General features: G+C 55.1%; 20 protein-coding genes. 18 read left to right on the forward strand and 2 right to left on the reverse strand.

Annotation, left to right across the window (positions count from 1 at the left end; genetic code table 11):
* Positions 1 to 36: 36 nt before the first annotated feature.
* The 17 genes from MKX63_RS11970 to MKX63_RS12050 all read left to right on the forward strand — a co-directional run bounded on the left by MKX63_RS11970 (position 37) and on the right by MKX63_RS12050 (position 21,974).
* On the forward strand, positions 37 to 2,451 hold the full coding sequence (locus MKX63_RS11970; protein WP_341017271.1) for a hypothetical protein: 2,415 nt from the start codon (positions 37 to 39) through the stop codon (positions 2,449 to 2,451).
* A gap of 4 nt (positions 2,452 to 2,455) precedes the next feature.
* Positions 2,456 to 3,514: a hypothetical protein gene (locus tag MKX63_RS11975; protein WP_341017272.1), complete on the forward strand. Its 1,059-nt coding sequence runs from the start codon at positions 2,456 to 2,458 to the stop codon at positions 3,512 to 3,514.
* The gene (locus MKX63_RS11980; RefSeq protein WP_341017273.1) at positions 3,511 to 5,352 is read left to right on the forward strand and encodes a YcaO-like family protein; all 1,842 of its coding nucleotides are present in this window, start codon (positions 3,511 to 3,513) and stop codon (positions 5,350 to 5,352) included. Before MKX63_RS11975 ends, MKX63_RS11980 begins: the two co-directional genes overlap by 4 nt.
* A 42-nt stretch (positions 5,353 to 5,394) precedes the next feature.
* A complete protein-coding gene (locus MKX63_RS11985; protein ID WP_341017274.1) occupies positions 5,395 to 6,255 on the forward strand; it encodes an ABC transporter ATP-binding protein in 861 nt (286 codons plus the stop codon).
* A complete protein-coding gene (locus tag MKX63_RS11990; protein ID WP_341017275.1) occupies positions 6,252 to 6,977 on the forward strand; it encodes a hypothetical protein in 726 nt (241 codons plus the stop codon). Before MKX63_RS11985 ends, MKX63_RS11990 begins: the two co-directional genes overlap by 4 nt.
* Positions 6,970 to 8,124: a M20 metallopeptidase family protein gene (locus MKX63_RS11995; RefSeq protein WP_341017276.1), complete on the forward strand. Its 1,155-nt coding sequence runs from the start codon at positions 6,970 to 6,972 to the stop codon at positions 8,122 to 8,124. Before MKX63_RS11990 ends, MKX63_RS11995 begins: the two co-directional genes overlap by 8 nt.
* Positions 8,125 to 8,163: 39 nt before the next feature.
* Entirely contained in the window at positions 8,164 to 10,722 is a 2,559-nt protein-coding gene (locus MKX63_RS12000; protein ID WP_341017279.1) for a lantibiotic dehydratase, read from the forward strand.
* Entirely contained in the window at positions 10,703 to 11,803 is a 1,101-nt protein-coding gene (locus MKX63_RS12005; RefSeq protein ID WP_341017280.1) for a hypothetical protein, read from the forward strand. The genes MKX63_RS12000 and MKX63_RS12005 overlap by 20 nt, the downstream gene beginning before the upstream one ends.
* Entirely contained in the window at positions 11,784 to 13,094 is a 1,311-nt protein-coding gene (locus tag MKX63_RS12010; protein ID WP_341017282.1) for a hypothetical protein, read from the forward strand. Before MKX63_RS12005 ends, MKX63_RS12010 begins: the two co-directional genes overlap by 20 nt.
* Positions 13,091 to 15,031 carry a YcaO-like family protein gene (locus MKX63_RS12015; RefSeq protein WP_341017283.1) on the forward strand — a complete coding sequence of 647 codons (1,941 nt, stop codon included), beginning with the start codon at positions 13,091 to 13,093 and terminating at the stop codon, positions 15,029 to 15,031. The genes MKX63_RS12010 and MKX63_RS12015 overlap by 4 nt, the downstream gene beginning before the upstream one ends.
* 12 nt (positions 15,032 to 15,043) lie before the next feature.
* A complete protein-coding gene (locus MKX63_RS12020; protein WP_341017284.1) occupies positions 15,044 to 15,958 on the forward strand; it encodes a thiopeptide-type bacteriocin biosynthesis protein in 915 nt (304 codons plus the stop codon).
* Positions 15,942 to 16,769, forward strand: a complete 828-nt coding sequence (locus tag MKX63_RS12025; protein ID WP_341017285.1) for a SagB family peptide dehydrogenase — start codon at positions 15,942 to 15,944, stop codon at positions 16,767 to 16,769. Before MKX63_RS12020 ends, MKX63_RS12025 begins: the two co-directional genes overlap by 17 nt.
* Positions 16,770 to 16,787: 18 nt before the next feature.
* On the forward strand, positions 16,788 to 17,570 hold the full coding sequence (locus MKX63_RS12030; RefSeq protein WP_341017286.1) for a hypothetical protein: 783 nt from the start codon (positions 16,788 to 16,790) through the stop codon (positions 17,568 to 17,570).
* 109 nt (positions 17,571 to 17,679) lie between these two features.
* Positions 17,680 to 18,597, forward strand: a complete 918-nt coding sequence (locus MKX63_RS12035) for a polyprenyl synthetase family protein (RefSeq protein WP_341017287.1) — start codon at positions 17,680 to 17,682, stop codon at positions 18,595 to 18,597.
* 145 nt (positions 18,598 to 18,742) lie between these two features.
* Positions 18,743 to 18,922 (forward strand): competence pheromone ComX, encoded by a 180-nt coding sequence (gene comX, locus MKX63_RS12040; protein ID WP_341017288.1) that lies wholly within the window; start codon positions 18,743 to 18,745, stop codon positions 18,920 to 18,922.
* Between the two features lie 33 nt (positions 18,923 to 18,955).
* The gene (locus MKX63_RS12045; RefSeq protein WP_341017289.1) at positions 18,956 to 21,337 is read left to right on the forward strand and encodes an ATP-binding protein; all 2,382 of its coding nucleotides are present in this window, start codon (positions 18,956 to 18,958) and stop codon (positions 21,335 to 21,337) included.
* Positions 21,315 to 21,974: a response regulator transcription factor gene (locus MKX63_RS12050; RefSeq protein ID WP_341017290.1), complete on the forward strand. Its 660-nt coding sequence runs from the start codon at positions 21,315 to 21,317 to the stop codon at positions 21,972 to 21,974. Before MKX63_RS12045 ends, MKX63_RS12050 begins: the two co-directional genes overlap by 23 nt.
* Here MKX63_RS12050 and MKX63_RS12055 read toward each other — a convergent pair.
* Both MKX63_RS12055 and MKX63_RS12060 read right to left on the reverse strand, forming a co-directional pair.
* Positions 21,969 to 23,111 (reverse strand): glycoside hydrolase family 88 protein, encoded by a 1,143-nt coding sequence (locus tag MKX63_RS12055; protein ID WP_341017291.1) that lies wholly within the window; start codon positions 23,109 to 23,111, stop codon positions 21,969 to 21,971. The two genes, MKX63_RS12050 and MKX63_RS12055, sit on opposite strands and share 6 nt — an antisense overlap.
* Positions 23,112 to 23,218: 107 nt before the next feature.
* Positions 23,219 to 23,677 carry a hypothetical protein gene (locus MKX63_RS12060; RefSeq protein ID WP_341017294.1) on the reverse strand — a complete coding sequence of 153 codons (459 nt, stop codon included), beginning with the start codon at positions 23,675 to 23,677 and terminating at the stop codon, positions 23,219 to 23,221.
* Positions 23,678 to 23,825: 148 nt separating this feature from the next.
* Here MKX63_RS12060 and MKX63_RS12065 point away from each other — a divergent pair, with 148 nt between their 5' ends.
* Positions 23,826 to 24,722 carry a LytTR family transcriptional regulator DNA-binding domain-containing protein gene (locus MKX63_RS12065; protein WP_341017296.1) on the forward strand — a complete coding sequence of 299 codons (897 nt, stop codon included), beginning with the start codon at positions 23,826 to 23,828 and terminating at the stop codon, positions 24,720 to 24,722.
* Positions 24,723 to 24,824: the final 102 nt, after the last annotated feature.

A 24,824-nucleotide genomic window follows, 5' to 3' on the forward strand; every position in this document is an offset into this window, starting at 1 on the left:
GCCCATCCAAAAACAATCCCAGAAGGGGGAGCCGTGTTGAGTCGAACCTTCCTGTTTGAAAGACGGAATCATGTTCCTTCCAGTGACCTGATGCAGATTAAGCATGGTTTCTACCAGGAGCTTCTAGCTTATTGTGAAGAACGTAAAGGATTCAATCAGCGTAAGGAATGGCTGCACCAGCGGCTGTCTGAGCGCATAGAACAAGAGCCGGAGGTACGGATTGCCTATATCCGGCTGCAACAGGGAGTCCGCAAAGGACATATCCAGCCCGGAAAGATTCCGAAGGTAAACCTAATCGCACCGGAGCTCATGGAGGAGGCACTCTCTCTGGAGCAGACCGGCAGCGGACTGATACAGCGGTATCAGGCATTAACCATCCGGTTCAAGAGTGAATGTAAAATGCAGGAACAGGAGCTGTATAAGCTGTTCCGGGAGCAACCGAGTGTGCAGAATGCACTGCTGCTAACTAACTATGAAATGTATTGTTCATTGAACAAATCGTATAGCTCGAAAAAAAGCGGAAAGGTATGGAAAATAATGATGCGTTCTTTTGCCAAAACAGCCCCGCTCTCTTCCTTCACTTCCATCTGCCGGGGACCGGGAACAGGAGAGAAGAGCCGGATCAGCTTCGCTCAATGGATTCTCCTTCACTGGTATGAGTTATGGCTGCTGCTTCCTGAGGTGATACGGGCCAGCTGCTATAAGGTGGATTACAGGGAGCAAGAAGGGACCCTCCTGACGGAGGGAAGTACCGGACCGCAAACGGCGGAGCCCGGAATATATAGCAGAACGAAGCGAAGCTACCGCTTGAAGACACCGGCTGCGGCTAAGATCAAACCCGGCAGCGTAGTCAGCCTGGATGAGCTGGCACAGATATGGAATGAAAGCATAGAAGCTATGACAGCCAAGGCTGTTGCACTGCTGCGCTGCGGATACCTCAAGCATGCGAATTACAGGGAGAGCGAGCCGCTTACGCTGGAGTTATTCATCGAAGCCGTCTCTGCACTGCGTCACGGAAGCAGCAGGATACAGTCCCTGGCTCAGCATCTGGAAGCCATCCGTCTGTTGTCCGGTCAGCTCGAACAGACAAGTGAGGTTCCGCAGAGGGAGCGGTTGCTGGAAATTACCCGGAAGCATGTGAACCGCTGCTGTAAGTTGCTCGGATGGGAGGGCAAATATCCGGCTAACCCGTTCAATGAGGACAGCTATGCGGAAGCAGGTGTACCGTCTGCTATAGTGGAGCCGTTCGGTGATCCGCTTGCGGAATGGGCTGAAGTTCTGCCAGTCTTCGATAACCGTCTGAAGTTCCGGCTCTATATGGAGCATCAGCTGCATGATACGCTCCCTGTGCCGTATACCTCCCTTGAGCCCGGCCTGTCCAGGTATGCCGCAGAGTATGAGCAGCATGTGGCACTCAACCGAACCTGCAAAGGAAGTATATTTGAGAATGCTCCCGCAGTAGCGCGCCTGGAGGAGCTCAGAGATCAATACCGGATGAAGCTGGCTGCGGCAGCAGCGGGAGAGGATGTTGTGCTGGAGCGTGCGGATCTGGCTCCGCTTACGGCAGGGCTGCGGAAACTCCGCATCCGCCAGCCTGCTGTAGCAGGATTCTGGCTTCAGCGGAGCGGTACGGGAGAGCTTGTAGTGAATGATTGCAAGAACAGCTATCTGGCCTATGCCATGTATCATTTGCCCGAGAGTCATGACGCCATAGCTGAACGGCTGCAAGATGTGCTCCACTGCGGGGACGAGGCGCAGCTAATCACCTACTCCCCCTCCTGCGGGTTCAATCCCAATATGAATGGTTTTGCAGAAGGCAATAGTATCGCTGCTGATCTTAAGGCTGCCGGGCTGATTTGGAATACTGAACGTCATAGCTTCGAGCTCCAGCTTGGAAAGCAGCGGATTGTTCCGTTATATACAGGATCACTTGCACCGGCTTGCCTGCCGGAGGAGTACAGGAATCTTGCCTTGCTCACCCAATCCGGCTTCATCACGGGAACCGGGCTGGACTATGATGAGCTCGGCATTGATGAATACCGGCATATCGGCAGAATCAGTTACGGGAAGCTGATCCTGCACAGAAGGCGAACTATTCTTCATGAGAAGCTGTTTGCCGGAGTGACCCCGGATTTGGACGGATACCTGCGGCTTCATGAGGTGCTTGAGGCCCATGCTGTCCCGCTGCATTCATTCATCCGGCTGTTTCCTGTCCGTAACAACAGGCTGCACATCGAATATGGGGAGTCCGGGCTGCACAAGCCGATCTTTCTGGATGCTGAGGAGCCGCAGTATTGTATGGAATGGCTTAAGCATATGGAACGCTGCCGCAGGCAGTACGGGGAATTAGCTGTTGTGTTCGAGGAGACGCTTCCCGACCCGTATGACAATGAATATACCGCTGAGGTTGTGTACGAAATGCATGAAGAACCGCTCAGAATGGGGGGATGAAACGATGGGTGAGCAACCGGTACGTATTCTGGAAACGAAAGATGGCGCTGAAGTCATTGGCCGCAAAAGGAGGCTCAGGCTCAAAACGGCAGGTTATGAGCCGCTTGTCCGGCTCTTTACCAATCCGCAGCCGTCTCCTGCCGAAGCACAGCGGCTGAAGGATCTCCGGCACAAGCTGAACGGAGAAGAGCAGATATCCATAGAGGCAGCTGCGTATGAACTGGGTGACCGGGTGATTCTGTCCGCCGGAGTCTGCCCGCGCTGTCTTGGCTTGCAGTATCCTGTAGCAAGCCGGTTCAGATTACAGCTTCCTGCCTTTATGAGTGCAAGGAAGTATACCGGTAACAAGCTGGTCAGACTGGATGCCTGCGGACTTCAGTCCATCCAGTCCCTGCCTGAAGTGGCTCATGCCGAATGCTGCCCGCTTCATTGCAGTCCGCTGGAGCATCTGGAGGAGAGAGCCGTTGACGAGGGGGTTCTTTCACAGGAGCTGGTAAGCGCTGTGGTCCAGAACATTCAATTCCGTTTCGACCGTTACTGGAGGCTGGACGCTGAAGTCTGCGGCAGGGTGGTGAGCTTCGCCGGGTCCAGCAAACGCCGGGTATTGGAGGATCTGTATGCTTATGTACTGGAGCAATGCTACAGCTATCGTCAGCTATCGCCGGGGTTAACTGACCAGGCCGCCTACCTGCATTACCTGAACCGCCACGGAGCCGGGGATGCCGAAGAACTGGAGCAGGGGGATTGGACTTCAGGCTGCCTTGCCTTCTGGCCCGGTACGGAGCAGCCGGTTCCTTCACAGGTCAGGCATAAGAAGTTACAAGCCCTGATGATTGTGTATCTTATGGAGGCTGAATATGAGGGGAAGCTGTACAGGGCAATTGGTGAAGACCTGGAAGATGCGGTGTTCCGGGTATGGAGCCGGATTCGTAGAGAGGATTGTGATCCTGCCTGGCCTTACCCGTCTCCTTCTCCTGAGACGGCCGGCGGTACGCTGTGCCGGTATGAGGACGGTCTGTCCCGCAAATTCGGCTTCGCTCTCTTAGGGGGGGAATGGCGATGAAGACAGCTGCAATGACATTGGATCAGGCGATACACCGCCTGGAGGAACAGGTAGTGCTTGAGCTCGGCGGGGAACGGCTGCTATGCTTCATAGCCTACGCCCACCAGCGGGGCAGGGAGCGGAACTGGCCCCGGGAGGAGAGATTTGCACTTCTGCACGTGGATGTTCACGAAGTGCTTGCCGGACCTGTCTTCAATCCGGGCGGGATAGGCTGTCCGTCCTGCTTCGCGCAACGGAGGAACGAGAACCTTAGAGCGAATGAGCGGCTGCCTGGAGATGAAGGCCGAAGCGAACTTGTTGGCAGCTACAGCGTGGATGAAGAGCTGGTGCAGGAGTGTCTGGCTCTGCTGCTCCGGCAGGCTGGAACGCCCGGAGTGCTGGATTATTACCGGCTGGAGCCTGGCGGCGGTAATGTCCGCAGGTATTCCTTCTGGCCCGCACAGCGCTGCAAGTTCTGTGCTGAAGCTGAACCGGAGGACGACACCGCCGTGATCCGCCAGGCGTTCGAACGGCAAGCGATGTTCCGGTATGGCAGTTCATACCGGGCTGAGTCCACTGCGGTATGCGATGCCGTGTTCGCGCCAGGCAATGCCGACTCCAATTTTATGATTTATCGGGATCGAAATACCCGTTCCTTCTTTTCGCTGACCAGCTTCTTCAGGATCTACAGGGAGGAGACCTATGAGCTGGGCATCGGCAGCTCTACTGATTATAGAGCCAGCGAGCTAAAGTCGAGGTGTGAGGCGCTGGAACGTTATGCGGGAATGCACCCGCGCGGCAGGGAAGGGCTGAGTATCAGATCCGGCACCCGGAGTCTGCAGAAGCGGGAGACAGCCATCGATCCGCTGCTGTTCACCGGTGCGGTGAAGGGAAGCGGACAGATAGCCGCTTACCATGAGGAGCTGCCCTTGAATTGGATACCTGCCTTCGGCTGGAAGCGGCAAGGCACAGTCTATGTCCCGGAATGCCTGGCCTATTATAAGCCGGATGACGGATATTCAGCCGGGCCGCGGATTTACAAAGGCAATTCCAACGGGAATGCACTGGGCACAACCGTGCTTGACGGTATCTATTATGCCTGTCTGGAGCTGATTGAGCGGGATGCTTTCCTGAATCACTGGTACCTGCGGCGTTCACCGCCTGAGATTCTGCCGGATTCGGCAGAGAATGCACAGATCACTTATATGACCGGACGGCTTACGGCACTCGGGTATACCGTACAGCTGTTCGACATCACGATGGAGACAGAGATTCCTGTCATTTGGGCTCTCTGTCTGGGACAGACCGGGAACCAGTTCGCGGCCTACAGTACGGCGGGTGCCCATCCCGATCCGGAGAAGGCCATCCTCTCGGCGCTGGAGGAAATGCTGCTGGCGCTGGAATACTACGGCACTCATACCGCAGAGATTCATGAGAAAGCCCGGCGCATCCGCCATGAAGGGGTACAGCGGGTCGAGGATCATCCGATTCTCTATTTCCTTCAGGAGGAACGGCATCACTTCGGCTTCCTGGCCGGTGGCGGTCAATATGGCATCCGCGAGCGGTTTGCCCGGTTCTACGGGGAGCTTCAGCATACGGTGATTGATCTGGCAGAAGAAACCTCAAGGCTGCTGGACCGGATGACAGAGCATTACGGCGAAGTGTTCATCGTCCGTCAGACACCCGAAGGATACAAGGCGCTTGAACTGGAGGCAGTCAAAGTGCTTGTGCCTCAGATGCAGCCCATGTGGTTCGGTGAAGCCAGCCGGATGCTCTGCGGACGGCGTATCCGGCAGGCTGCGCAGCACTGGAGGATGGACTCGGCAGAGGCCTATCAGGCGCCCCATCCATTTCCCTGAAACACAATAAACGATAACAGAAAGAAGGAGAACAACTTGCAAATGCTGCTGAAATTAGAAGATGTAGAGAAGCGGTTCAAGGATAAGCAGGTGCTGGCCGGAGTGAGCTTCGATGTGGCGGAAGGCGAAAGTATCGCCTTAATCGGACCGAACGGGGCGGGGAAGACGACGATGATCCGTTCCATTCTGGGGCTTACCAGTATCGATGCCGGGGTCATAGAGCGGCATTTCGATAACCATAAGGATGTCGGAATAATGCTGCAAAAGGATCTTTTTCCCGACGGACTGCGGGTCAAGGAGCTGATTGAGCTGCATAAGAGCTACAGCAGATCCAAGGTGGATACGAATGAGCTGCTGAAGGCCGGGGATCTGGTGCAAGAGACCCGCAGCATGGTGCAGAGCCTGTCCGGCGGGCAGAAGCGCAGACTGTCCTTCGCCCTCTCTCTGGCGGCCAATCCGAAGCTGCTGTTCCTGGACGAACCGACGGTCGGCATGGATGTCACCGCCTGCAGAATGTTCTGGAGCAAGATCAAGGAGCTGCAGGGGCAGGGCAAATCCATATTTGTAACCTCACATCATCTGGATGAGCTGAACGACTTTTGCCGCCGGTTTATTTTCCTTAAAGAAGGAAAGGTCGCTGCGGTTGTCAGCAAGGAGGATCTGAATGCCCAGAAAATCCTCGTTGTCCATCCCGCGCAAGCAGAGGAAGCAGAGGAGCTGCAGCGCCGGTTCGGCGGTCTGGTGGAGGATGGACGGCTGTATGTATTTCATCCGGCAGAGCAATCCCGGCTGGTGGATGTCCTGAAGGAGCGGCATATTCCTTATGAAGAACGGCTTAAGGAAGTTAAGGATTGCTACCGTGAAATTTATGACCACTATGAAGAAGGAGTGATGCAGGCATGATTACAATCATCCGCTATGAAATTCTCAAGGTGCTGCGTAACAAGAGATTTGTATTTTTCACACTCGTGATGCCGCTTGGGTTCTTCCTTGCACTGAATGCCTTCGTGAAGCCGGATCACAGCCAAGGGGAGTTTATTACTTATCTGGCGGTATTCTGTACCCTGTTCGGAACAGCGGGCAGCGGGCTGAATACGCTGAGCACCCGGGTAGCCAAAGAGAAGTCATATATCAGCAGCATCTACACTGTCACTCCTTACTCGCAGGGCAAGTTCATCTTCGTCACCGCTCTGGTTCAACTGATTCTGAATGTGGTTATCGCGGCTGTAATCATCACGTTTGGCGCAGCTGTCTTCCACCTGAGAATGGACACGGTGCTGCTGAAGATGGAGCTGCTGGCGCTGTACTCCAGCTTATATTATATTTTCCTCGGCCTGATTCTCGGGTTCCTGCTGGACATTGTGTCGCTGCAATCCATCTCCTTCCCGCTGTACCTGGCCTTCATGTCCATGAACATCACGAATGATCTGGGCTTCTCGGTGCCGGGCTTCATGACCCATATCCAGCGCTTCTTCCCGGGCTATTATCTGAGCAAAGCGGTTAAGACTCTCTATACCGGAGGCGATGCCCTTCAGAGTATCTTGATGATGACGCTGAACATCGGGCTGCTGCTGATCGTAACTCTCGTAGTCTACCGCTACAAAAAGAATGCAGTCGTTGCTTAAGCACGAAGACGGTGAGCTGGAAGAGCTGCGGATGACCCGCAGGGCGCTGCACCGTATCCCCGAGCTTGCCCGGCAGGAGAAGAAGACCCGGGCATATATTGAAGATTACATCGTTAGGCATACCAGCCGAATCAGGATCGAGCATTCCTCGGATAAAGGGATCATTGCTTCATATCAGGGCGGCGCCGGATTGCCGGTCATCGGATTCCGGGCAGAGCTGGATGCCCTGCCGGTTGAGGATGCCAAGGCGGATGCTCCTTACCGGAGCATGCATCCCGGCTTAAGCCATGCGTGCGGACATGATGCCCATATGTCCATTCTGCTGCAGCTCATCCGCTGGGTGGACCGGAGCGCACCGGCCGTGAACTGCTGCTTTATCTTTCAGGCAGCCGAGGAAGTGATGGCGGGAGCGCGGGAGCTCCTCCCCCTGCTTCAGGCGCAGAAGCTGGAATACCTGTATTCGCTTCATGTCACACCAGATCTGTATGCCGGGTATTTCTCCCTGCGGCCCGGTCTTGCTCTGGCAGGCTGTCTGAACGCTGAGCTGCTGCTGGAGCTGGCCTCCGGCCATGCTTCTGACCAGCCGGATGTTCTCCAGGTACTTGCTGAGGTGCAGCATTTCCAAGAGGCTTATCATACAGCCGGGCAGTTCTGCAAGGTTACGCATGTGGAAACGAATGGCTACTACAATGTGATCCCGGACCGGCTGAAGCTGTATCTTACTCTCCGCTCTGCGGAAGCAGCCGCACTCCGGGACGGGTACCAGCAGCTGATAGATGCCGTATCCGCCTCCTCTCAGGTGCGGGGGATTCTGGATAGCCGGATTATTTCCGAGTATCCCTGCTGCGTGAATGATCCGGCGCTTGCGGGGCTCACCGCCCGGCTGCTTGGCAGGAGGTTTGGCCGGGAGCAGGTGCTGGAGGCACCGTTCCTGTTCTCCAGCGACGACTTTGCCTTCTATGCCAGGGAGCTGCCTGGCGTGAAGACCTGTTACTATTTCATTGGCGCTTATGTGCGGGAGAATAACAACGTTCACACCGGAGCTTTTGACATTGACGAGCATGCATTGCTGTTTGGACTCCAAAGTTATCAGGCCATTATTCAAATGTTCGGGCAGGCCGGCCGGTCCCGGAGGGTCCCCGAATAATAGACAGGAGTGGGAAAAATGCGGGTAGCCCCCCTTTATATGTACAGACAAACCAATTTCCCGCTTAGATATGTAGCCCAGTATATGGGTAATCTTAGCGGACAGTATTCAGCGGTGCGGCAAGGCGCGGGAGAACCGGCGCTGCGGCTGGCTGAGATAACGGAAGAAATGCAGCGCCAGATCGGCAGCCTGGAGCAGGATGACGAGCGGATGGAGGCGATCCGGTTCAAGCGTGACTTCTTCAATGAGCGGGCCAGTGCCGAGAAGCGGTACAGCCAAGTGGAGGCTCTGTTCACAGAGGAGCTGCGCGGCGAGATCCGGCAGGTCTTCGCCTTGCGGCAGCAGCAACGGGAGCGGATGGAAGAGGTGCAGAAGGCATTCGAGGCGCTTGCCGCAGCGGACCGCCGCTGGCTGCAGCGAATCTATCTGGAGGACCGGGAGCTGCGGGATGCGCTGACGTTTGTGAACAGTGCGATTACCGCCAAGCTTGATAAATACCTGCGGACTCCGGCTGAGGAGCATGACCGGAATCTGCGCAAGCTGGATTATACCCTGGTTAAATTTCTGACGCGGGCCAGTATGAAGACCAGCCCCTTCGCGAATCTCACTTATTCCGGAATCGGGAATTTCAGTGGAGTGAGGAAGACAGGCGCCAAGCGGCTCTATCCCCGGCTGAATGATTCGCTGATCCTGCAAATCTACGACAAGCTATTTCTGGAGCCGGAGTGGATTACGCGGCTCGAATACCGCCTGAATGCTACTTGCGTGGAGCTTGAGGGGAAATATTATATTACCGTGCTGCAGAACACCAAGGGTGAACGCCAATTGTACAAATCCAGACAGGGGCTGGTCACACTGCGCGCCAGTGAAGCACTGCATGAGCTGTTCGGGAGTCTGAAGGAGGCGGAGGTGCTCCCGTATCCGGCGATGCGGGAGGTATTCGGTGCTCTTGGTGTCTCCGGTGAACAGGCAGACAATACGCTGTGCCAGCTGATCAGTAACGGAGTGCTGGAGCGGACGGACTATCTGAATGAGCAGGCCGGCAATCTGACGGAAGAGCTGCTGCTGAAGCTGGAGTATTACGGGGTTGATCATGCGTGTATTCCGCTGCTGCACGAACTGAACGCCCTGACCGGACAATTCAGCGACACACTGGATGTGGAAGCTACGGACCGCCTGTATGCTTGTGCTGAAGCGTTGGCTGCATTGTTCGGTCTGGAGCCGATGCCCCGCCGCAGCCTGCTGTATATTGACGGCATCAATGAGACGGTGCAGACCCAGGACTATCCGGGCCGTGAAGGCCGGCTGGCCCAGCTGTCCCGTTATCAATGGCTGATGATGTGCTTTGATACGGTCGTTAAGATGCAATTCGCCGCCGGGGAGTTCTTCAAGAGCCATTACGGTACAAGTTACGTTCCCGGGAACTCGCAGGAGGCCTCAAGAGTACTCCGGGATATGGCCCAGGTATTCTTCTCGGACCCGGAGTTATTGAAGGAGACGTCGGGACTGTTCAACTGGGATAAAGCCTTCAGCCATAAGAAGACTCAGCGTCTGCACAATATCGCCAGCCGCTTGACGGGATTCCTGAACGAAGCCGCCGCACAGGATGAGATTCTCATCTCCGACACACAGACAGCAGCCTGGCAGAGTGAGATTCAGGAGGTGCTCGGTGACCGGCTGCTCTCGCACTCGTTTTTTGTACAGGAGAGCGGTGAGCGTATGGTACTGAACCATATGTATAAGGGATTCTCGATTTATTTCGCCCGCTTCCTGAAATATCTGGAGGACTCCGGCAGCGAATACGCCGCTTACCTGCGTGATTGCTTTGATGGGAATCAGGTGGCAGATATCCGTAATACCTTCGGCTTCAATGCCAATATCCGCAAGAGAACGGTGCAGAAAGAGATTGCCTTGCCCATTCAGTCTATGACCGAGAGCGGACAGTCCCTCACATGGCTGGATTTGGGATTCCGGTACAATCCCTCTACAGAAAGTCCTGAGTTCTTTGATCCTGCGACGGGTAACACCGTACGTCCGCAATTTCTGGGTACGCTGGTGCTGGTAGCCGCCCCGGCCATTCTGACGACCTTCGATATCCTGTCCTCGCATGGGACCAGTTACTTCGACCTTGGGGAGCTGGTTCTGCGTGAACGGCTGAAGCCGGAAGCAGGAATGAATGAGACGGTTATCCATGTTCCCCGGATTTGGCTGGGCGAACATGAACTGATGGTTTCCCGGGAGAAATGGCTGCTCAGTACTTCAGCCTTATCGGGAGCGCTCAGCGAGAAGGACCGCTTCGCAGCCTGGAAGCGCACCCTTGATTATTGTGACAGTAACGGAATTCCTGCCCGCTTCTTCGCCAGGCCGTTCAGCACAAGCACAGAACCGGCTTCAGAGGCGACGGAACGTAAGCCGCAATTCATCAATCTGTCCTCGCCGCTGCTCTTCCAGGTCTTCCTGCAGCTTGCGGCCAAGGGAGAACATCTCTTAATCGAAGAGGAATATCCGGTGGCGGACCCGGAGCGGGATCATGTGCTGGAGTATACCTACGAAATTACATGCGGGGGGGAAGAGGAATATGCAGCTGCGAACTATTAATTGTTATTTATACGACAGCAAAGCGGTTGCCTTACTGGTCCGGTCCATCCTGTCGTTCGTTCAGACCTCTAAGCTGGAGAATCTCATTCTTCAGAAAAGCTGGGTCTATGGGTTCCATCTTAAGGTTACGCTGGATGCCTCTAATGCTAATCCGCAGCTTGAAGAGCTGATCCGCCGCCATGCTGCGCGATATTCCCGTGAGCGGTCTGAGGAGGAATATGTGAAATACGAGCGTATGGTGAATAAGCTGGCCTTGATGGAGGAGTATTCCGGGACGTTCCTGCCGCTTCGCCGTGACGGTGAGGTGACGGTTGAGGAGGGCAGTATGCTGACCCACGGGAACCCGCTGTGCAGCGCCAGAGTGAATTACAGCATTGAGCTGCTTAAGAGCCGGCTGATTGCGGATATTTATGAGTCCTGGGCGGAGCTGCCTGAAGACAGACAGAATGTGGAGGCGGCCAAGATGTTTTTTATTACCGGCAGTCACAGTCCAGGGGGGCTTAAGATAGGGTACCTGTCACTCCGCTCCAATTTCGAATATTTCAAAACCCAGCTGGCCGAGTTCAGAAAAGATGAACAGATGGAGTCCAGAATTCACAAAGCGCTGCACGGACGGACGGATACCGAAAAGGAATTTATAGCAGGCGGAGTGCAAAGCTTCACAGAAGGCCGGTTTGAGCGAGAGTTTATTTTCGGGCGGCTGCGGATCTTCATCAGTTCACTGTGGACAATTCTGGAGCAGGCGTATGAGCGGGGAGAGCTGGTGCATGACAAGCTTTATTACGGCGATGATTTCTTCGAGCGGCATGATCAGGTCAGTGCGTTTCATCAGACTTTTTTCTCTAACCCCGATTTCCTGAAGCATTATCACGACAAAGGGTTCGTCGTCTACCGTTTCGTAGCCGCTGTCCTGTATTCCTTAATGCCGATGCTGGAAATCTCGCCTATGCGCAAGCAGCGAATCACCGGTGTGGCCTCCGAGAGCGTGGAGTCAGGCTACGGGATGGACTGGAAGGATGCTTACAGTTATCTGGAGATGAAGATGGCGGGAGAGAGCGGACATGGCACACTGGTTCATTAGACGGGAGGAGCGGCTGTATCTATATGGCAAGCAGGGGCTGCACCAGTTAAAAGCGAACCCGCAAACCGCCGGGAAGCTTAAAGAGGCCGTGTTCGGTAACCGCTCCGCAAACTGGATGCCGGTTGATGAGGCGTTGGCGGCGCGGCTGCTTCCCGGGGAGCAGCGCTCTGTGCCTGCTGGCGGGAATTCAGATGGTATTCTTACTTCCTGCGGGGAATGGCAACTGCGGGTGATCACTCCGGACAAAGCGCTGCTGCTGCGCAATCTGTCCCCGGATGACGAACCGGAGATCAGCGCTGCCGTGGAGGAAGGCAATCCGCAGTGGAAGAGTGCAGCGGCACAGCCGCTCCTGCTCAGCTATGCCGGAAGTATAGCAGCGGCCTGCGAAGGACTGAAGGGGGAGGAAGCACAGGCAGCCAAACGCGTCATTCAGCTTGACCTTAGCGGCGCTAAGCGAGTGGTTGAGCCCAAACGGCTGCTGGCCGATATTCTGCGTTCTGCTGCGCGGGAAGAGGGGAGCTGTTCTGCAGAACCGGCGGAGATTGTGAATTGGACCACTTGCCTGGATGCCCTGGAGCGTCTGGAGAACCAGCTTGTGCACAGCTTTGTGTTTCATGGAAATGATCTCTTGCAGATTCCCTATAAAATAGCCACCGCTTCAGACGGAAGCTACCATAGCGGCGAGGGGAATGCAGAGCAGATCGTCCGCGCCTCCTGCCGCAATCTGGAGCGGCTGCTGAATCAGGTTCATCCCGGCCCGCCCGGACAATGGCTGGTTACGGCCGGGCGGCAGCACAGATTGGAACGGCTGGCCGGGCAGCTCTTCATGGCATGGGAAGCTGAGGAAGGCCCGGCAGCGCTGGAAGGCCGGATGCTTGCTTTCACAGCGCTTGCGGGGAATACGCGGATACAGGCCATGATTCGCCGTTTCGTACCTGATGCGGAGCAGCTTGAGATCTATGTGGAGCGGATTCCGGGAATCCGCGCTTACCGTGCTGCTGCCGGGAGAGCAGGCGGCGCCTGGACCGGCTGCTGCTGCGCTCCCGATCAGCAGGAAGCCATTCAGGAAGCGTTAATCCGCTTCTACGCTCAGGTGCAGCAGAATGATATCCGCACTTCGCTTGCATATTCCGCAGGTGAGCAGACCAGCGCTGCACCGGCGGGACAGCCGGAGCAGGAGCTCACGGAAGCCTTTCAGGACAGATATGACAGCCGGGAGCTGTTGATCCCGGTCCTGGAGAATACGGGAATAACCATCTTGCAGGTGCAGCGAAAGGAGGAGGGGCTATGAAGGAAGCCGTGTTATACCGGACGGACAGTCTGTTTCTGCGGGAGGTTGTTCTTGAGCTGGAGAAGCAGGAGATCCCTTACCGTTTGACGGATGAGCGGTCTGCAGCAGACGGCTCCGTGCTGTTTGTCATCCTGGATCAACTGCTGGCGGAGGAACTTAGTCCCTTCTACCGGGAGACTCCCGGTCCGGGCGGAATCTTCTTCCTCCATCATCTGCTGGACACGCTGCTTGCGGGTCCCCTGTACCATCAGGCAGACGCCGGGGGCTGCATGGCCTGCCTGGCGCAAAAATATAAGGACACCGGAAGGGAAGGATTGTTGCCGCTGCTCTATGGCGAGAAGACGGAGTATGTGCCTCAGCCGCAGGCGGCAGGATTCGCTGCCGATTGTATCCGCGGTGCCCTCCTTGCGGCGGATCATCTTCACCGTTACATAGGCCATGTTGAGCATATCCACTGGGATGCCTTGCGCGTGGAGGGGGTTCTGCTGCGCAGGCATGACGGCTGTCCCGTATGCTCCGGCACGGCTCCATCTGTGACTGCACCGCGCCATCCACAGACGGCAGATACGGTGAAGCAGGGCAGCCGTATCTACCGGCTGCGCTCAGAGATGAATACAGAGGCGATCCTGCGCAAGTGGTATGATCCCGATGGCGGAACGATCACCCACCGCTACCGCGAACTGCGTTCCTCCTATATTGAAGCGGGCGGAATGGAGCTGCGGATCGGTCCGGCTTATGTGGAGACCGGCTTCGGCCGGGCTTACCGGCGGCAGGATGCCATGAAGCTGGCGGTGCTTGAAGCCCTGGAGCGGTATTGCGGAATGTGTGACCGAACCGCACCTGCGGCGAAGAGGTTCTCCTATGAGCAGGTCTCTGAGCAGGCGGTGGACCCTGCGGTATTCGGTCTGCACGACGTTATAGCCATGGCGCATCCGGCCTTTAGGTTGCTGCAGTACAAGGAAAATCTGCCTGTATACTGGACGCCGGTGCTTTCCATGAAGGAGCGCAGGGAAGTACTGGTGCCGGAGCAGCTGGTGTACTTCGCAGACGGACATTTCAGAAGCGGAACGAACAGGTTCGTCTACGACAGCTCCAATGGCCTGGCACTGGGCAGCACCTGGGAAGAGGCGGCCTTGCATGGCCTGTTCGAGGTCATCGAACGCGATAATTTCCTCTGCGCCTGGTACAACCGGCTTCCCCTGCGGGAGATTGACATTTCCGGCAGTCCGCTGGAGGAGCTGAAGCAGCTCATCTATTTCTTGGAGCTGGAAGGCATTCAAATCCGCTTCTTCGATATTTCAATGGAGCTTAAGGTGCCCAGTGTATGGGCGCTGGCGTATGATACGCGCGAGGGGGCTGTCATGAAGGCCTATAATGCCGCCGCCGCCCATATTATTCCCGGTAAGGCTGTGGAATCCGCAGCGATGGAAGTCATCACCTCGCTGCCGATCTATGCGGCAGAGCTGAAGGAAGGCGGCCATGCATTCACAAGAGCGCAGCAGCTTGAGAATAATCCGGGGGCGGTCACCGAATTCGAGGACCATGTTCTGTATTATGCCAGCGAGAGCAACTGCCGCCAGGGACTGGATTTTGTACTGCGGGGGGATGGGCGGCAGAAGGCTTCTCTGGAGGAACTCTACCCGGATGCCTATGACCCCGGAGGCCGGTTCACTCATGATGATCTGGCCGGTGATCTGGAGGAGCTGGCCGCTGCCGTCATTGACCATTACGGGGAGCTGTATATAGCCGATGTGACTCCGGATGAAGTGGCGGACTTCGGGTACCGCGCGGCCAAGGTGCTGGTTCCCGGCATGCTGCCCATGACGTTCGGGGAGCAGCATAGACGCGTGATTATGGAAAGACTGATCCGGGAAAGAGAGCGGCGGGGGCTGGGAAAAGATTTCACGGTGAACCCCGATCCGCATCCATTCCCGTAAGGAGGGACATTTATGCAAACGTGGAAAAGCTACAGGGTGTATTACCAGTTCCAGCCGGGGTATGACGGACTGATTCTGCTGCTGGCCGAACAACTGGAGCGGCTTGCGGCCACGGGAAGAATCTCGAAATGGTTCTTCCTGAGGTATTGGGAAGACGGCCCGCATATCCGGGTGCGGTATCTGATGGATGGAGAGCTTGGGGAAGACGAGCTGTTTGACAGGGTGAGAGCCTATATACAGCGTTATCCCTCGGCCCGCAGGCTGAGCAAGGAAGAATACTTCCAGGGTCATAAATTTGACGGGGAGCCGCTGGAGCTGCAGAAACTGGACTGGTATGAGGAGGGCGAGATTATCAGCAAGCCGTATGAACCGGAATTTGAGCGCTACGGCGGTACGGCATTGATGCCGCTGACGGAATCCCTGTTCATGGAGTCCAGCAGGCTGGCCGCCTGTATCCTGGAGCTGACGGCCGGCAGTGCCTTCACCCGGCGCCTGCTGACGGGAATGCGGGTGCTGGAAGAGCTTGCGGAGAGTCTCTTTACACGACTTCCCCGTCTGGGGGAGCTCCAATCCTTTTACCGCAAGAGTGCGGAGAGCTGGCAACGGCTGTATCAGCTCGGTGACATGGAGCTGATAACCAAGCTGGTCCGCTGGTGTACAGCGCACCCGGACTGGCGGGAACCGGTGGATCGTCTACTGCTCAGCGATGGAAATTACGGACACCTGCGGACCGCTCTGCTGGAAGGCTATGCCGCCATTGCAGCAGCGGAGCAGAACGATCAGCGGGTAAGATCCATCCTGTATTCACACCTGCACATGCTGAACAACCGCTGCGGAATCAGTCCGGAATATGAATATGCGCTGTACCGGACGCTCTCTAGTCTCACAATTAATCAGGAGGTGGGTTCAAATGTTACCGTCCCATAATCAGATATCCGAGTTCTATGATTATGATCTGCTGTTCGGGGAAATAGCCGGGGAGGAGCCGCGCTCTGTGGCCTGGAGATTCAACCAGCGGCCGCTGGACAACTACGAGTTCCCCGGCAATGAAGTCCCGCTGGAGGAATACCTGGACAAGGTCAGTCTGGAACGCAGCCCGTCCCTGCCGGAGGAATACGAGGTACGGCTCGACAAGCTGCTGCTGAAGCGCAGATCTACACTGCTGGGCCAGATGGGGGCGTCCTGGTCACTGGACGAGCTGGCTGCCCTGCTGTGCTGGTCCGCCGGACCGCGCGATGAGCAGCGGCATATGGGCAGCCATCATGCAGGCAAACAGATCTCCATGCGGACCTATCCTTCGGGCGGGGCGATGTATTCGATCAAGCTGTATATGTATATCCGCGGAGTGGAAGGGCTTGAGGACGGTGTGTACTATTATGCGCCGCTGCAAAAAGAGCTGTACCGGTTCCGCAGCGCACTGCCGCCGGAAGAACTGGAGCGTCTTTTCCCCATGACCCTGTACAAGACGGATGCGAGAAGCCTGGCGCTGGAAGGGGCATCCATTCTGCTGTTCTTCATGGCGGATTTGAAATACAGCTTCAAGAAATACGGCCGTCTGGCCTATAAGCTTGCCCTGCTCGAAGCCGGCCATATTGCCCAGAATGTACAGCTGCTCAGCACCGCCATGGATAAGAATACGCTGCCGATCTGCGGGTATTTTGCGGACAAGGTTGAGGAGCTTCTGCTGTTAAGGGAGCATAAATACCAGCACTGTGTGTATGGCATAGTGCTTGGCTAAACGAAGGAGGAGAAGAACATGTTGAATGCTTTTTTTGAACTGCAGGCAGCAGAGGATACTCTTCAGGTCATGAATTGCTACCGCCGGACCAGCCCGCTCTACACGATCTCCCACCGTGATCCGGTGCGGCTGAAGCGGGTGCTTGAAGACCGTCAGCTCTCTGCTGACTCCAAGGGGGCGGGGCGGCTGTATGAGAATGGCATCCTGGTGGACCCTGTTCATCTGGCGGCGCTTGAGCGCTTCAAAGAGATGTTCACAGGTGTGGATGCCGACGTGGACCCGTATGCTCTATCACTTGTGCTGACCAGCGGGTATCTGCGCTCCGAGATTCGGGTCATACGGTATGCCGGAGCCGGTGTCCCCTTTGCTTATGCTTCAGCCCCTTTAATCAAGGATGAGAATGCCCCGCAGCATCATCTTGTAATGTACAGTGATCCCTTGCAGCTGCGGAGACTGCGTGAGGAGGTTGATTTGAAACGCAGGGATACTATATTTCTCTGCCGGGTAGCAGAAGGCGGGATTACGGAGATCGGGCCGGTCTACGCGCTGCATCCATCCTTTTGCTTCGACTGCCTTATCGACAGGCTTCAGACCTATCATATCCGCTGGACAAGCCCCCTGTCAGGGGAACGGTCTGCTGTGCTGGAGGAGGAATTCCTGCGCGCGCTGGTCGATCATTACAGCTCATACATTACGCTTCTCTCTAACGTACATGAGCGTAAAATTGTATTAGATGCTGGTGCAATGCATTACACCAGCCTGATTTCCCCGCGTTCCGCTCATTGTCAATGTCAGAAATAGAGAATGAGAGGATTTCTTTTACAGGAAAACAATGGAATTCCCGGGCCGTATCTATTAAAATGAACCATGAGAAGCAGAAGATGATAGATACAGAGGCGGGGGACGGTTCATGGAGTATTTTATAGTAAACGTAATGACCGAATTTCAGACTCAGATCGACCGGTACTTCAGGGTGAAGCTGCTGCACGAAGCGGCCCAGGCGGCCATCAAGATAAAGTGTTCAGAATCATTGCTGTTTGGTAAAATGACCCTGCTGCACTACCGGATGTTCGGCGGGAAGGATACCGGGATATATAAAGCGGCTGCTGCCGTGGAAATGATGATTCTGGCGCTTGATATTATCGATGACATACAGGATGAGGATCATACAGATATGCCGTGGTGCCGGATGCCCAAGGAGATCGCCCTTAATCTGGCCCTCGGTTTCCTCAGCCTCTCCCAGGAGGCTCTGCTCCGCAGTGGTTGGCCTGCCGAACAGGTCCGAAGCATTGCAGCATTATTCAACGATCAGCTTCTGGCAGCCATTAACGGACAGACGCTAGACCTGCTCAATGAAATTGAGACCGAAGAGGATTACCTCAGCATGGTGCGGCAGAAGTCAGCGGCGCTCCTTGTATGTGCCTGTATGACCGGTGTAATTCTGGCTACGGGAAGTGCAGATCAGCGCGTAGCCGAATATGCCGAAGAGATCGGAATTGCTGCCCAGATCAAGAATGACTACCGGGATCTGTTGAACTGGGATGGCAAAAATGATTTCATCCGCCGCAAGCGGACGTTGCCCCTGCTGTTCCTGCTTGCAGAGATCGGGGAGAACGATAAGTGGATTGCGGAATACTTTGCCGGCAGCCTGGAGCCGGAGGATGTGCTGCACCGGTTCGCGGAATTCGGCGAGGCGGTGGAACGTACGGGCACCCAGCTGTATACCTCGGTGCGGATGCGTTCGCATTATTACCGGTTTCTGGAGGTCATTGAACGTATGGAACTGGATTCCAAGTGGCGGGATCTCATTATTGAGGCCGCAATGTAGTGCCCGGAGCCACGCAATACCGCATGCGGGGAACCGCAACAGATTGGCGGTAATTACGGGCTATAATGTCGTTTTGCCCGGGGGGATAACCTGATATATTGGTTGCAGGAAGAAGAAACGAACCAATAATAAGGGGGAGCAAATTATGTTACAAGAAATCATCCGTAAGCTGGTAAAAGAGCCGGGGTCCCTAATGCAGCTACAGAGCGGACAGCTTCAGCTTGCCGGAATGTCTGTGCTGGAAGAGCGGGCCCTGATGGATGTTTTGAACAGCCGCGATAAAGATAACGGCCAGACTCTTCTTAGAGAGATGTACTGGTGTTAAAAGCATATAATTTATTCCTGGAGGCTTGTCTCATTGCCTAAATTATCTAGCCATCATCCCAAAATTATTGCGGGCCTGTCCATTTTTGTTCTCTTGGCCGCATATTTGACCTATGTGATTCTATCACGCCCTGTGATAGGAATCGATGTGAAGTTAACGCCGCAAGGCGGAGTTACTGTAACTAGCGTTGCAGCGGGCAGCTGGAGCGAGCATAAAATTCACCCCGGAGATACGGTTCTTAAGGCTAACGGGGAAGATCCGCTGCTTCTGGAGACGATCCGCAAATACAACAGTATTGAGAATGTGGATTCACTCGTCATTCAGCATACGGAACCGGGCGGCAACCCGGTGACTTCCAGCTTGGAGGTTGAGCCGGGCTTGTCTGCGCATGAGCTGATCTTCCGTCTGGTGATCCCCGGCATTTCTTTGCTGCTGCTCTTCGGATTCTCCGTATACGTATACCGGAAAAAGCGGAATGACCGTGCTGCGCTGCAGCTCATTCTGTTTTTTCTCAGTATCGGGCTAAGCTACTTCAGTTCAACGCCCTCCGGGATGGCGGATAAGGTTGGGAGAGTGTGTCTGGGTACCAGCTTCGCTGTTGTTCCCGTTTTTTTCGTTCACTTTATGCAGGCTTATCTTCAAAGGTTCAAGGAGCCGTTCCTGTCCAGAGCCGTTCTGAACGTTATGTATGTCTGTGCAGGTCTGGTAAGTGTGCTGATGATTCTGGATGTGGCGCTGACCCGGCGGATTCATCCGCTTGAAACGCAAACGCTGCTGATCTTTTTTGTAGCCGCTAATTTCCTGATTGTCTATAAGCTGATTTCGGGCTTCCGCCAGCACCGGGCAGGTGAGCTGCATACCTTGTTCAAGTTTGCCTTGACGGCGCATGCGGTGGCTTTTTCACCGTTCCTGCTGTTTAACGCTTTGCCGGGACTGTTTGGCGTGACGTTTATTTCCGCAGAAATGACCGCGATCTTTGTATATGCGATTCCTGTGGTCTACTTTTACCTTTTCGTGACCCATAGACTGTTTGATATCGATTTTCTGCTTAACCGGCTGTTCTATTATACGGCGCTGTCGCTGGTTCCCGCGCTGCTGATCCTTGGTGTTATGGGCCTGCTGATTCACCAGAATCCGTACGGCTGGATTGTCTGGGTGCAAATTTTTCTCGCGGTATATCTGATGATCACGCTGTTTCTGTTCTTCAAGGAACTGATGGATTACCGGCTGCGTCCTTATTTCATGAAGGATTTACAGGATTTCCAGGGGAGTATTGACCGTTTCTCCAAACGCATCTCGAAGGTGATGAAGCGGTCGGACCTGGAGCAATTTCTGGAGCGGGAGATTGGACTGGTGCTGGCGGTACGTACGGTTTCTTTTCTGGAGATTACGCGCGGGAGTGAGCAGGGTCAGGCGAGTGTGACCAGTGACGGGAGAGCCGATCCGCGGATAGAGCAGGACCTGGAGCAGGCGGTCAATGGTCTTGCCGCTGGTGAAATGACCCGGATGTATCAGGGGATCTGCCTGGTGATTGGAAATTATGGTCCCTCCCGGCATATTCTCTGGCTCGATGACAAAACAAACTACACCAGTTTTAACTATGCTGAGAAAAACTGGCTGAAAACCTTAGCGCATTATAGCAGCATTATCTACGAGAACCTGTATCTTGTAGCGGGATTGATTGAGAATCTGGAGGGTGAAATCAAGAACCGCAATGCGCTGGCTCCGCCATGGGTGCTGCGTCTGATCTTCACCCTGTCGGAGAACGAACGCCGCCGGCTGGCCTCCGACCTGCATGATGCGGCACTTCAGGATCAGCTGATCTGGTACCGCAAGCTGGAATCGCTGATGCTGGACTACCCGATGGAGCCTGGCCTGCTTGTTCAGCTCGACCAGATTAAGGAAGGGCTCCTTGATGTAATCCATCAGATCCGGCAGACCTGCAATGAGCTTAGGCCGCCGCTGTTAATGGAGATGGGGATTGTGGAAGCCTTGAAGCAGCTGATCCAGCAGGAGCAGATCCGTTCCGATTACACGGTAGAGCTTCAGACGGAGCCTGATACCATAGAAATGGATGATGTCCAGATTCTGGCGGTGTACCGCATCGTTCAGGAGCTGCTCAGAAATGCAGACAAACATGCCAAGGCCTCACACATCATATTGTCGCTGGAATCCCATAGCGGTAGATTATACTTCTATTATAAGGATAACGGGAAAGGGCTGGATCTCAAGGAGCTCAAGGATTCATTCGGTCACATGGGGATATCCGGTATTCAGGAGCGTGTGCGGAGTCTGGACGGCGAGATCAAATTTGCATCGGCGCCGGATCAGGGTTTTGAAGTACGGCTTGTGCTTCCGCTGACAGCCGGCATTCAAGAAGGAGGTTATGATGATGATTCGTATATTACTGGTTGACGATCATCCATCGGTTTGCGAAGGGACCAAAAATATGATCGAGCAGGACCCCGAGATGGATGTAACTGTGTCGTACAGCTCACCGGAGGCCCTGGAAATGGCTAAATCGGGGGAATACGACCTGATGCTGTTTGATCTGAATATCCCTGTACTAAGCGGACTTGAGCTGACCAAGCGGCTGATCAGCATCAATCCGGAATTCCGGATTCTGATCTATACAGGCTACGAGATCAGCTCAAACTTCAACATTCTGGTGGAAGCCGGCGTCTCGGGCATAGTCAGCAAAACAGCGAGCAGAGAACAGCTGCTTACCGCCATCCGCTGTGCGCTCCGGGGAGAATCCGTTATCCCTGTCAGCCTGCTCAGGCAGCTTCGCCGCAGTGACATGCGGGTGTCTGCCTCCCGTGATGAGCAGCAGATGGAAGATATCTCTATTAACGAGCGGGAGCAGGAGATTCTGCAGGAGGTGGCGGACGGCCGCAGCAATAAGGACATTGCCAGTAAGCTGCTGATGAGCCAGCGTACCGTAGAGTATAATCTGACCCGGGTGTTCGAGAAGCTTGGCGTTCATTCCCGTTCCGAGGCTACGGTGAAGGCCAAGCAACTGGGACTAATCGGAGACCGCAATTTCTTATAGGCCTCCCCGCTCGTACCAATACCCCGGAATTCCCCGAGCAAGACGCAGCAGCGCTTCCAGGAAGAAATAATCGCCCCAGATCATGAAATCATCCGGGGAGGCGTTGCCTCTGACCGAATAGGAGCCGTGCCGCAGAAATCCCTCTTCTGACGGGTGGCCTGCGGTGAAGTAGTGACTGATCAGCGAGTCCATGGATTGGTTCACAGCATTACTGAAATAGTCCCGGTCCGGATCATTCTCCGGCAGATGCTCCAGCAGCTCCAAGAGACCGCATACGGTGATGGCGGAGGCGGAGCTGTCGCGCGGGGTACCTTCCTCCTGCGGAGCATCGAAATCCCAATAGGCTACATGGTCAGCAGGGAGATGCTCCACGAAGTAGCGGGCCATTCTTTTGGAGGCTTCGAGGTAATGAGGCTCCTGGAAGCTGCGGTAGGCGAGAGCGAAGCCGTAGACACCCCAGGCCTGTCCCCGCGTCCAGGTGGAGCCGTCCTGATATCCTTGTGCTGTTCCCCCGCGAAGGGCATCCCCCGTCTGCTGGTCGAAATAAAAGGTATGGTAAGAAGAGTCGTCGCCCCTCACCAGGAAGCGGCGGCTTGTCTCGGCGTGAATACGGGCTGCCCTGGCATAGGCCGGGTCGCCGGTCTGTCCGCTGGCCCAGCAGAGGAGCGGCAGATTCATCAGGCAGTCGATAATGATCCGTCCGCCGTTGTCTTCATCGCCCTCGGCCCCCCAAGCCTGAAAGAGCTGCGGACCGGGGCGCCAGCGCTTCATTAGCTGGTCCGCTGCCTGCAAGGCGAGCAGGCGCGAGGCTTCATCCTTGTCTGCAATCCAGCGGGCCTTGGCCGAGAGCGAGTAGAGGAAGCCGATGTCGTGGTGATCCAGCGCCTGCCCGTCCCGCATGCGCTGGCGGAAGGAGTCAGTCGCCTGGATGGCGGCGGCACGAATCTCCGGGTCCCGGCTGTATTCATAGCTTAGCCATAGAATGCCGGGCCAGAAGCCCTCCGTCCAGTTGGTGTGGTCGGTCAGATGATATTTGCCGTCCCCCATACTTACAATCGGAAACCTCTCCCCAAATCGCTTCACATTAAGCCGCGTAGTCGTAAGCGTCTGCTCAATCGCCTGCTCCCAGTTCATCATACCCGCCATAACCTCCATAATATCGCTATAGTGTGCTCAACCACATTATAAGCCGATCAAGCTGTAGGTTTGTTGCACAAATCTATAGATATATTGCGGATCTGCTATCAACGGACCTGCCCGTAGACGCTCCAGCTGTTGACTGAATGACCAGCGGCGAACAGACAGGCCGGAACAATGAACAGCCAGGACTGGAGCCAAACGCCAAGCAGCAGGAAATAGAGGGCCGGGAAGACGGCCATAGGAATGGGGATGCCGAGCCAAGGCTTGAACAGCACCGCAAAAGCTCTCCCGCTCCGGTAATAACGCACCCAGCAGCCGTAGTAAACCAGCATGCAGAGTGCCATCAATCCAGCGGATACTCCCAGGGGCTGAGCAGAAATCATTCGGCCGAAGAGAATAGGCATCATGAAGCAGGTGATCTGGCCTGCCCGTTCCAGGAGCGTGAAGACCAGCGGGGCGGAGTCCAGGGAGCCAGGAACACTCCGGGGCGGGAAGAATAGGAATATCAGATTCGGCAGTAATACGAGTAATGAGATGATAAAACCCTGAGCATGCAGTCCCATCGCAGAAATCCTTCTTCCTTTGCATAGATAGTGACCATACCTGACAAATACATGGCAAAACTCTATAATTGCATTATATATCCTAGAGAGCCTGGAGCGGGAGGAAGACATGCAATTTCAACCTATATATGAAGACGGAGAATTAATAATGCCGAAGCTCGAGCTTGATCTGTCAGCGAACTCTTCGGTTGGTATTATCACAGATTTGAGGCGCAAGCAATTGTTAATGGAGCAATTGTCCCGGGATTCCGGCAATTATTTGTCGTGGGCCGGGCAGAACGAATATATGCGGCTCACGGTAGAGGAGCTGATCTCGTTTCTGATCCGGATGTCGGGACGCGAGGAGCGGGCGGCTGTGTTAACTGATTATTTTGCGCTGAAGGAGGAACGGAAGGTCAGATTGATGCAGCTCAGCTCTTCGAAAAGGGTGTATGTGACCCTGCTGCGGGCTTTTTTCGCCCATCAGTCCACGCTCGTATTGGAGGAGCCGTATTTCTATCTGGAGGAGCAGGACCGCCGCCAGCTGAAGCGGATACTGGATGACCTGTCGCAGCAGAAAAGGCTGCTCATTCTGACCTCGAATCTGGAGGATGCGCTGATCTCCTGTGATGTCATCTACCGGCTGAGCGGGTCCGGGCTTCATCAGCTGGATATCCGCGATTCGGAAGAGGACAGGCAGGAGGCACAGAAGCAGGATGAGGCCAACATCACCTTACAGAAGGTCTCGACCAAACGGGAGGATAAGGTGATCTTATTTGACCCGCCTGAGATTGATTTTATTGAAAGTGTAGAAGGCTCTATCCTGGTGCATGTCGGCGGTGAGCATTATGACTGTGCCCTGACCTTGACCCAGCTCGAAGCGCGGCTGCTGAATTTCGGCTTCTTCCGGTGCCACCGGTCCTACATCGTCAATCTGCAAAAGGTACGCGAGATCATTACCTGGACGAAGAACAGCTACAGTCTGCGGCTGAACACCGGCAAGGAGGCCGTGGTCCCGTTATCCCGCTCCAAATTGCAGGAACTTAAGGCACTGCTTAAGCTGTAAAAGGTACCGTTCAGGCCGGAATGGGTACAATTCACCCGGTTTTGGTGGCTGAAAGGCTGAATTCTGGATAACGTTAAGCCATCAACTACTAAAGGATGTGGC

Origin of the sequence: Paenibacillus sp. FSL R7-0179 (genome assembly GCF_038002265.1) — a bacterium.
GTDB lineage: Bacteria > Bacillota > Bacilli > Paenibacillales > Paenibacillaceae > Paenibacillus_AQ.

Excerpts from the sequence above, each read along its gene's own strand:
- MKX63_RS11980 (WP_341017273.1), top strand. The coding sequence starts at position 3,511 with ATGAAGACAGCTGCAATGACATTGGATCAGGCGATACACCGCCTGGAG.
- MKX63_RS12015 (WP_341017283.1), top strand. The coding sequence starts at position 13,091 with ATGAAGGAAGCCGTGTTATACCGGACGGACAGTCTGTTTCTGCGGGAG.
- MKX63_RS12050 (WP_341017290.1), top strand. The coding sequence starts at position 21,315 with ATGATTCGTATATTACTGGTTGACGATCATCCATCGGTTTGCGAAGGG.
- MKX63_RS12035 (WP_341017287.1), top strand. The coding sequence starts at position 17,680 with ATGGAGTATTTTATAGTAAACGTAATGACCGAATTTCAGACTCAGATC.
- MKX63_RS12025 (WP_341017285.1), top strand. The coding sequence starts at position 15,942 with ATGTTACCGTCCCATAATCAGATATCCGAGTTCTATGATTATGATCTG.
- comX (WP_341017288.1), top strand. The coding sequence starts at position 18,743 with ATGTTACAAGAAATCATCCGTAAGCTGGTAAAAGAGCCGGGGTCCCTA.
- MKX63_RS12055 (WP_341017291.1), bottom strand. The coding sequence starts at position 23,111 with ATGATGAACTGGGAGCAGGCGATTGAGCAGACGCTTACGACTACGCGG.
- MKX63_RS12010 (WP_341017282.1), top strand. The coding sequence starts at position 11,784 with ATGGCACACTGGTTCATTAGACGGGAGGAGCGGCTGTATCTATATGGC.
- MKX63_RS12065 (WP_341017296.1), top strand. The coding sequence starts at position 23,826 with ATGCCGAAGCTCGAGCTTGATCTGTCAGCGAACTCTTCGGTTGGTATT.
- MKX63_RS12000 (WP_341017279.1), top strand. The coding sequence starts at position 8,164 with ATGTACAGACAAACCAATTTCCCGCTTAGATATGTAGCCCAGTATATG.
- MKX63_RS12030 (WP_341017286.1), top strand. The coding sequence starts at position 16,788 with ATGTTGAATGCTTTTTTTGAACTGCAGGCAGCAGAGGATACTCTTCAG.
- MKX63_RS12020 (WP_341017284.1), top strand. The coding sequence starts at position 15,044 with ATGCAAACGTGGAAAAGCTACAGGGTGTATTACCAGTTCCAGCCGGGG.
- MKX63_RS11985 (WP_341017274.1), top strand. The coding sequence starts at position 5,395 with ATGCTGCTGAAATTAGAAGATGTAGAGAAGCGGTTCAAGGATAAGCAG.
- MKX63_RS12005 (WP_341017280.1), top strand. The coding sequence starts at position 10,703 with ATGCAGCTGCGAACTATTAATTGTTATTTATACGACAGCAAAGCGGTT.
- MKX63_RS11975 (WP_341017272.1), top strand. The coding sequence starts at position 2,456 with ATGGGTGAGCAACCGGTACGTATTCTGGAAACGAAAGATGGCGCTGAA.
- MKX63_RS12060 (WP_341017294.1), bottom strand. The coding sequence starts at position 23,677 with ATGGGACTGCATGCTCAGGGTTTTATCATCTCATTACTCGTATTACTG.
- MKX63_RS11990 (WP_341017275.1), top strand. The coding sequence starts at position 6,252 with ATGATTACAATCATCCGCTATGAAATTCTCAAGGTGCTGCGTAACAAG.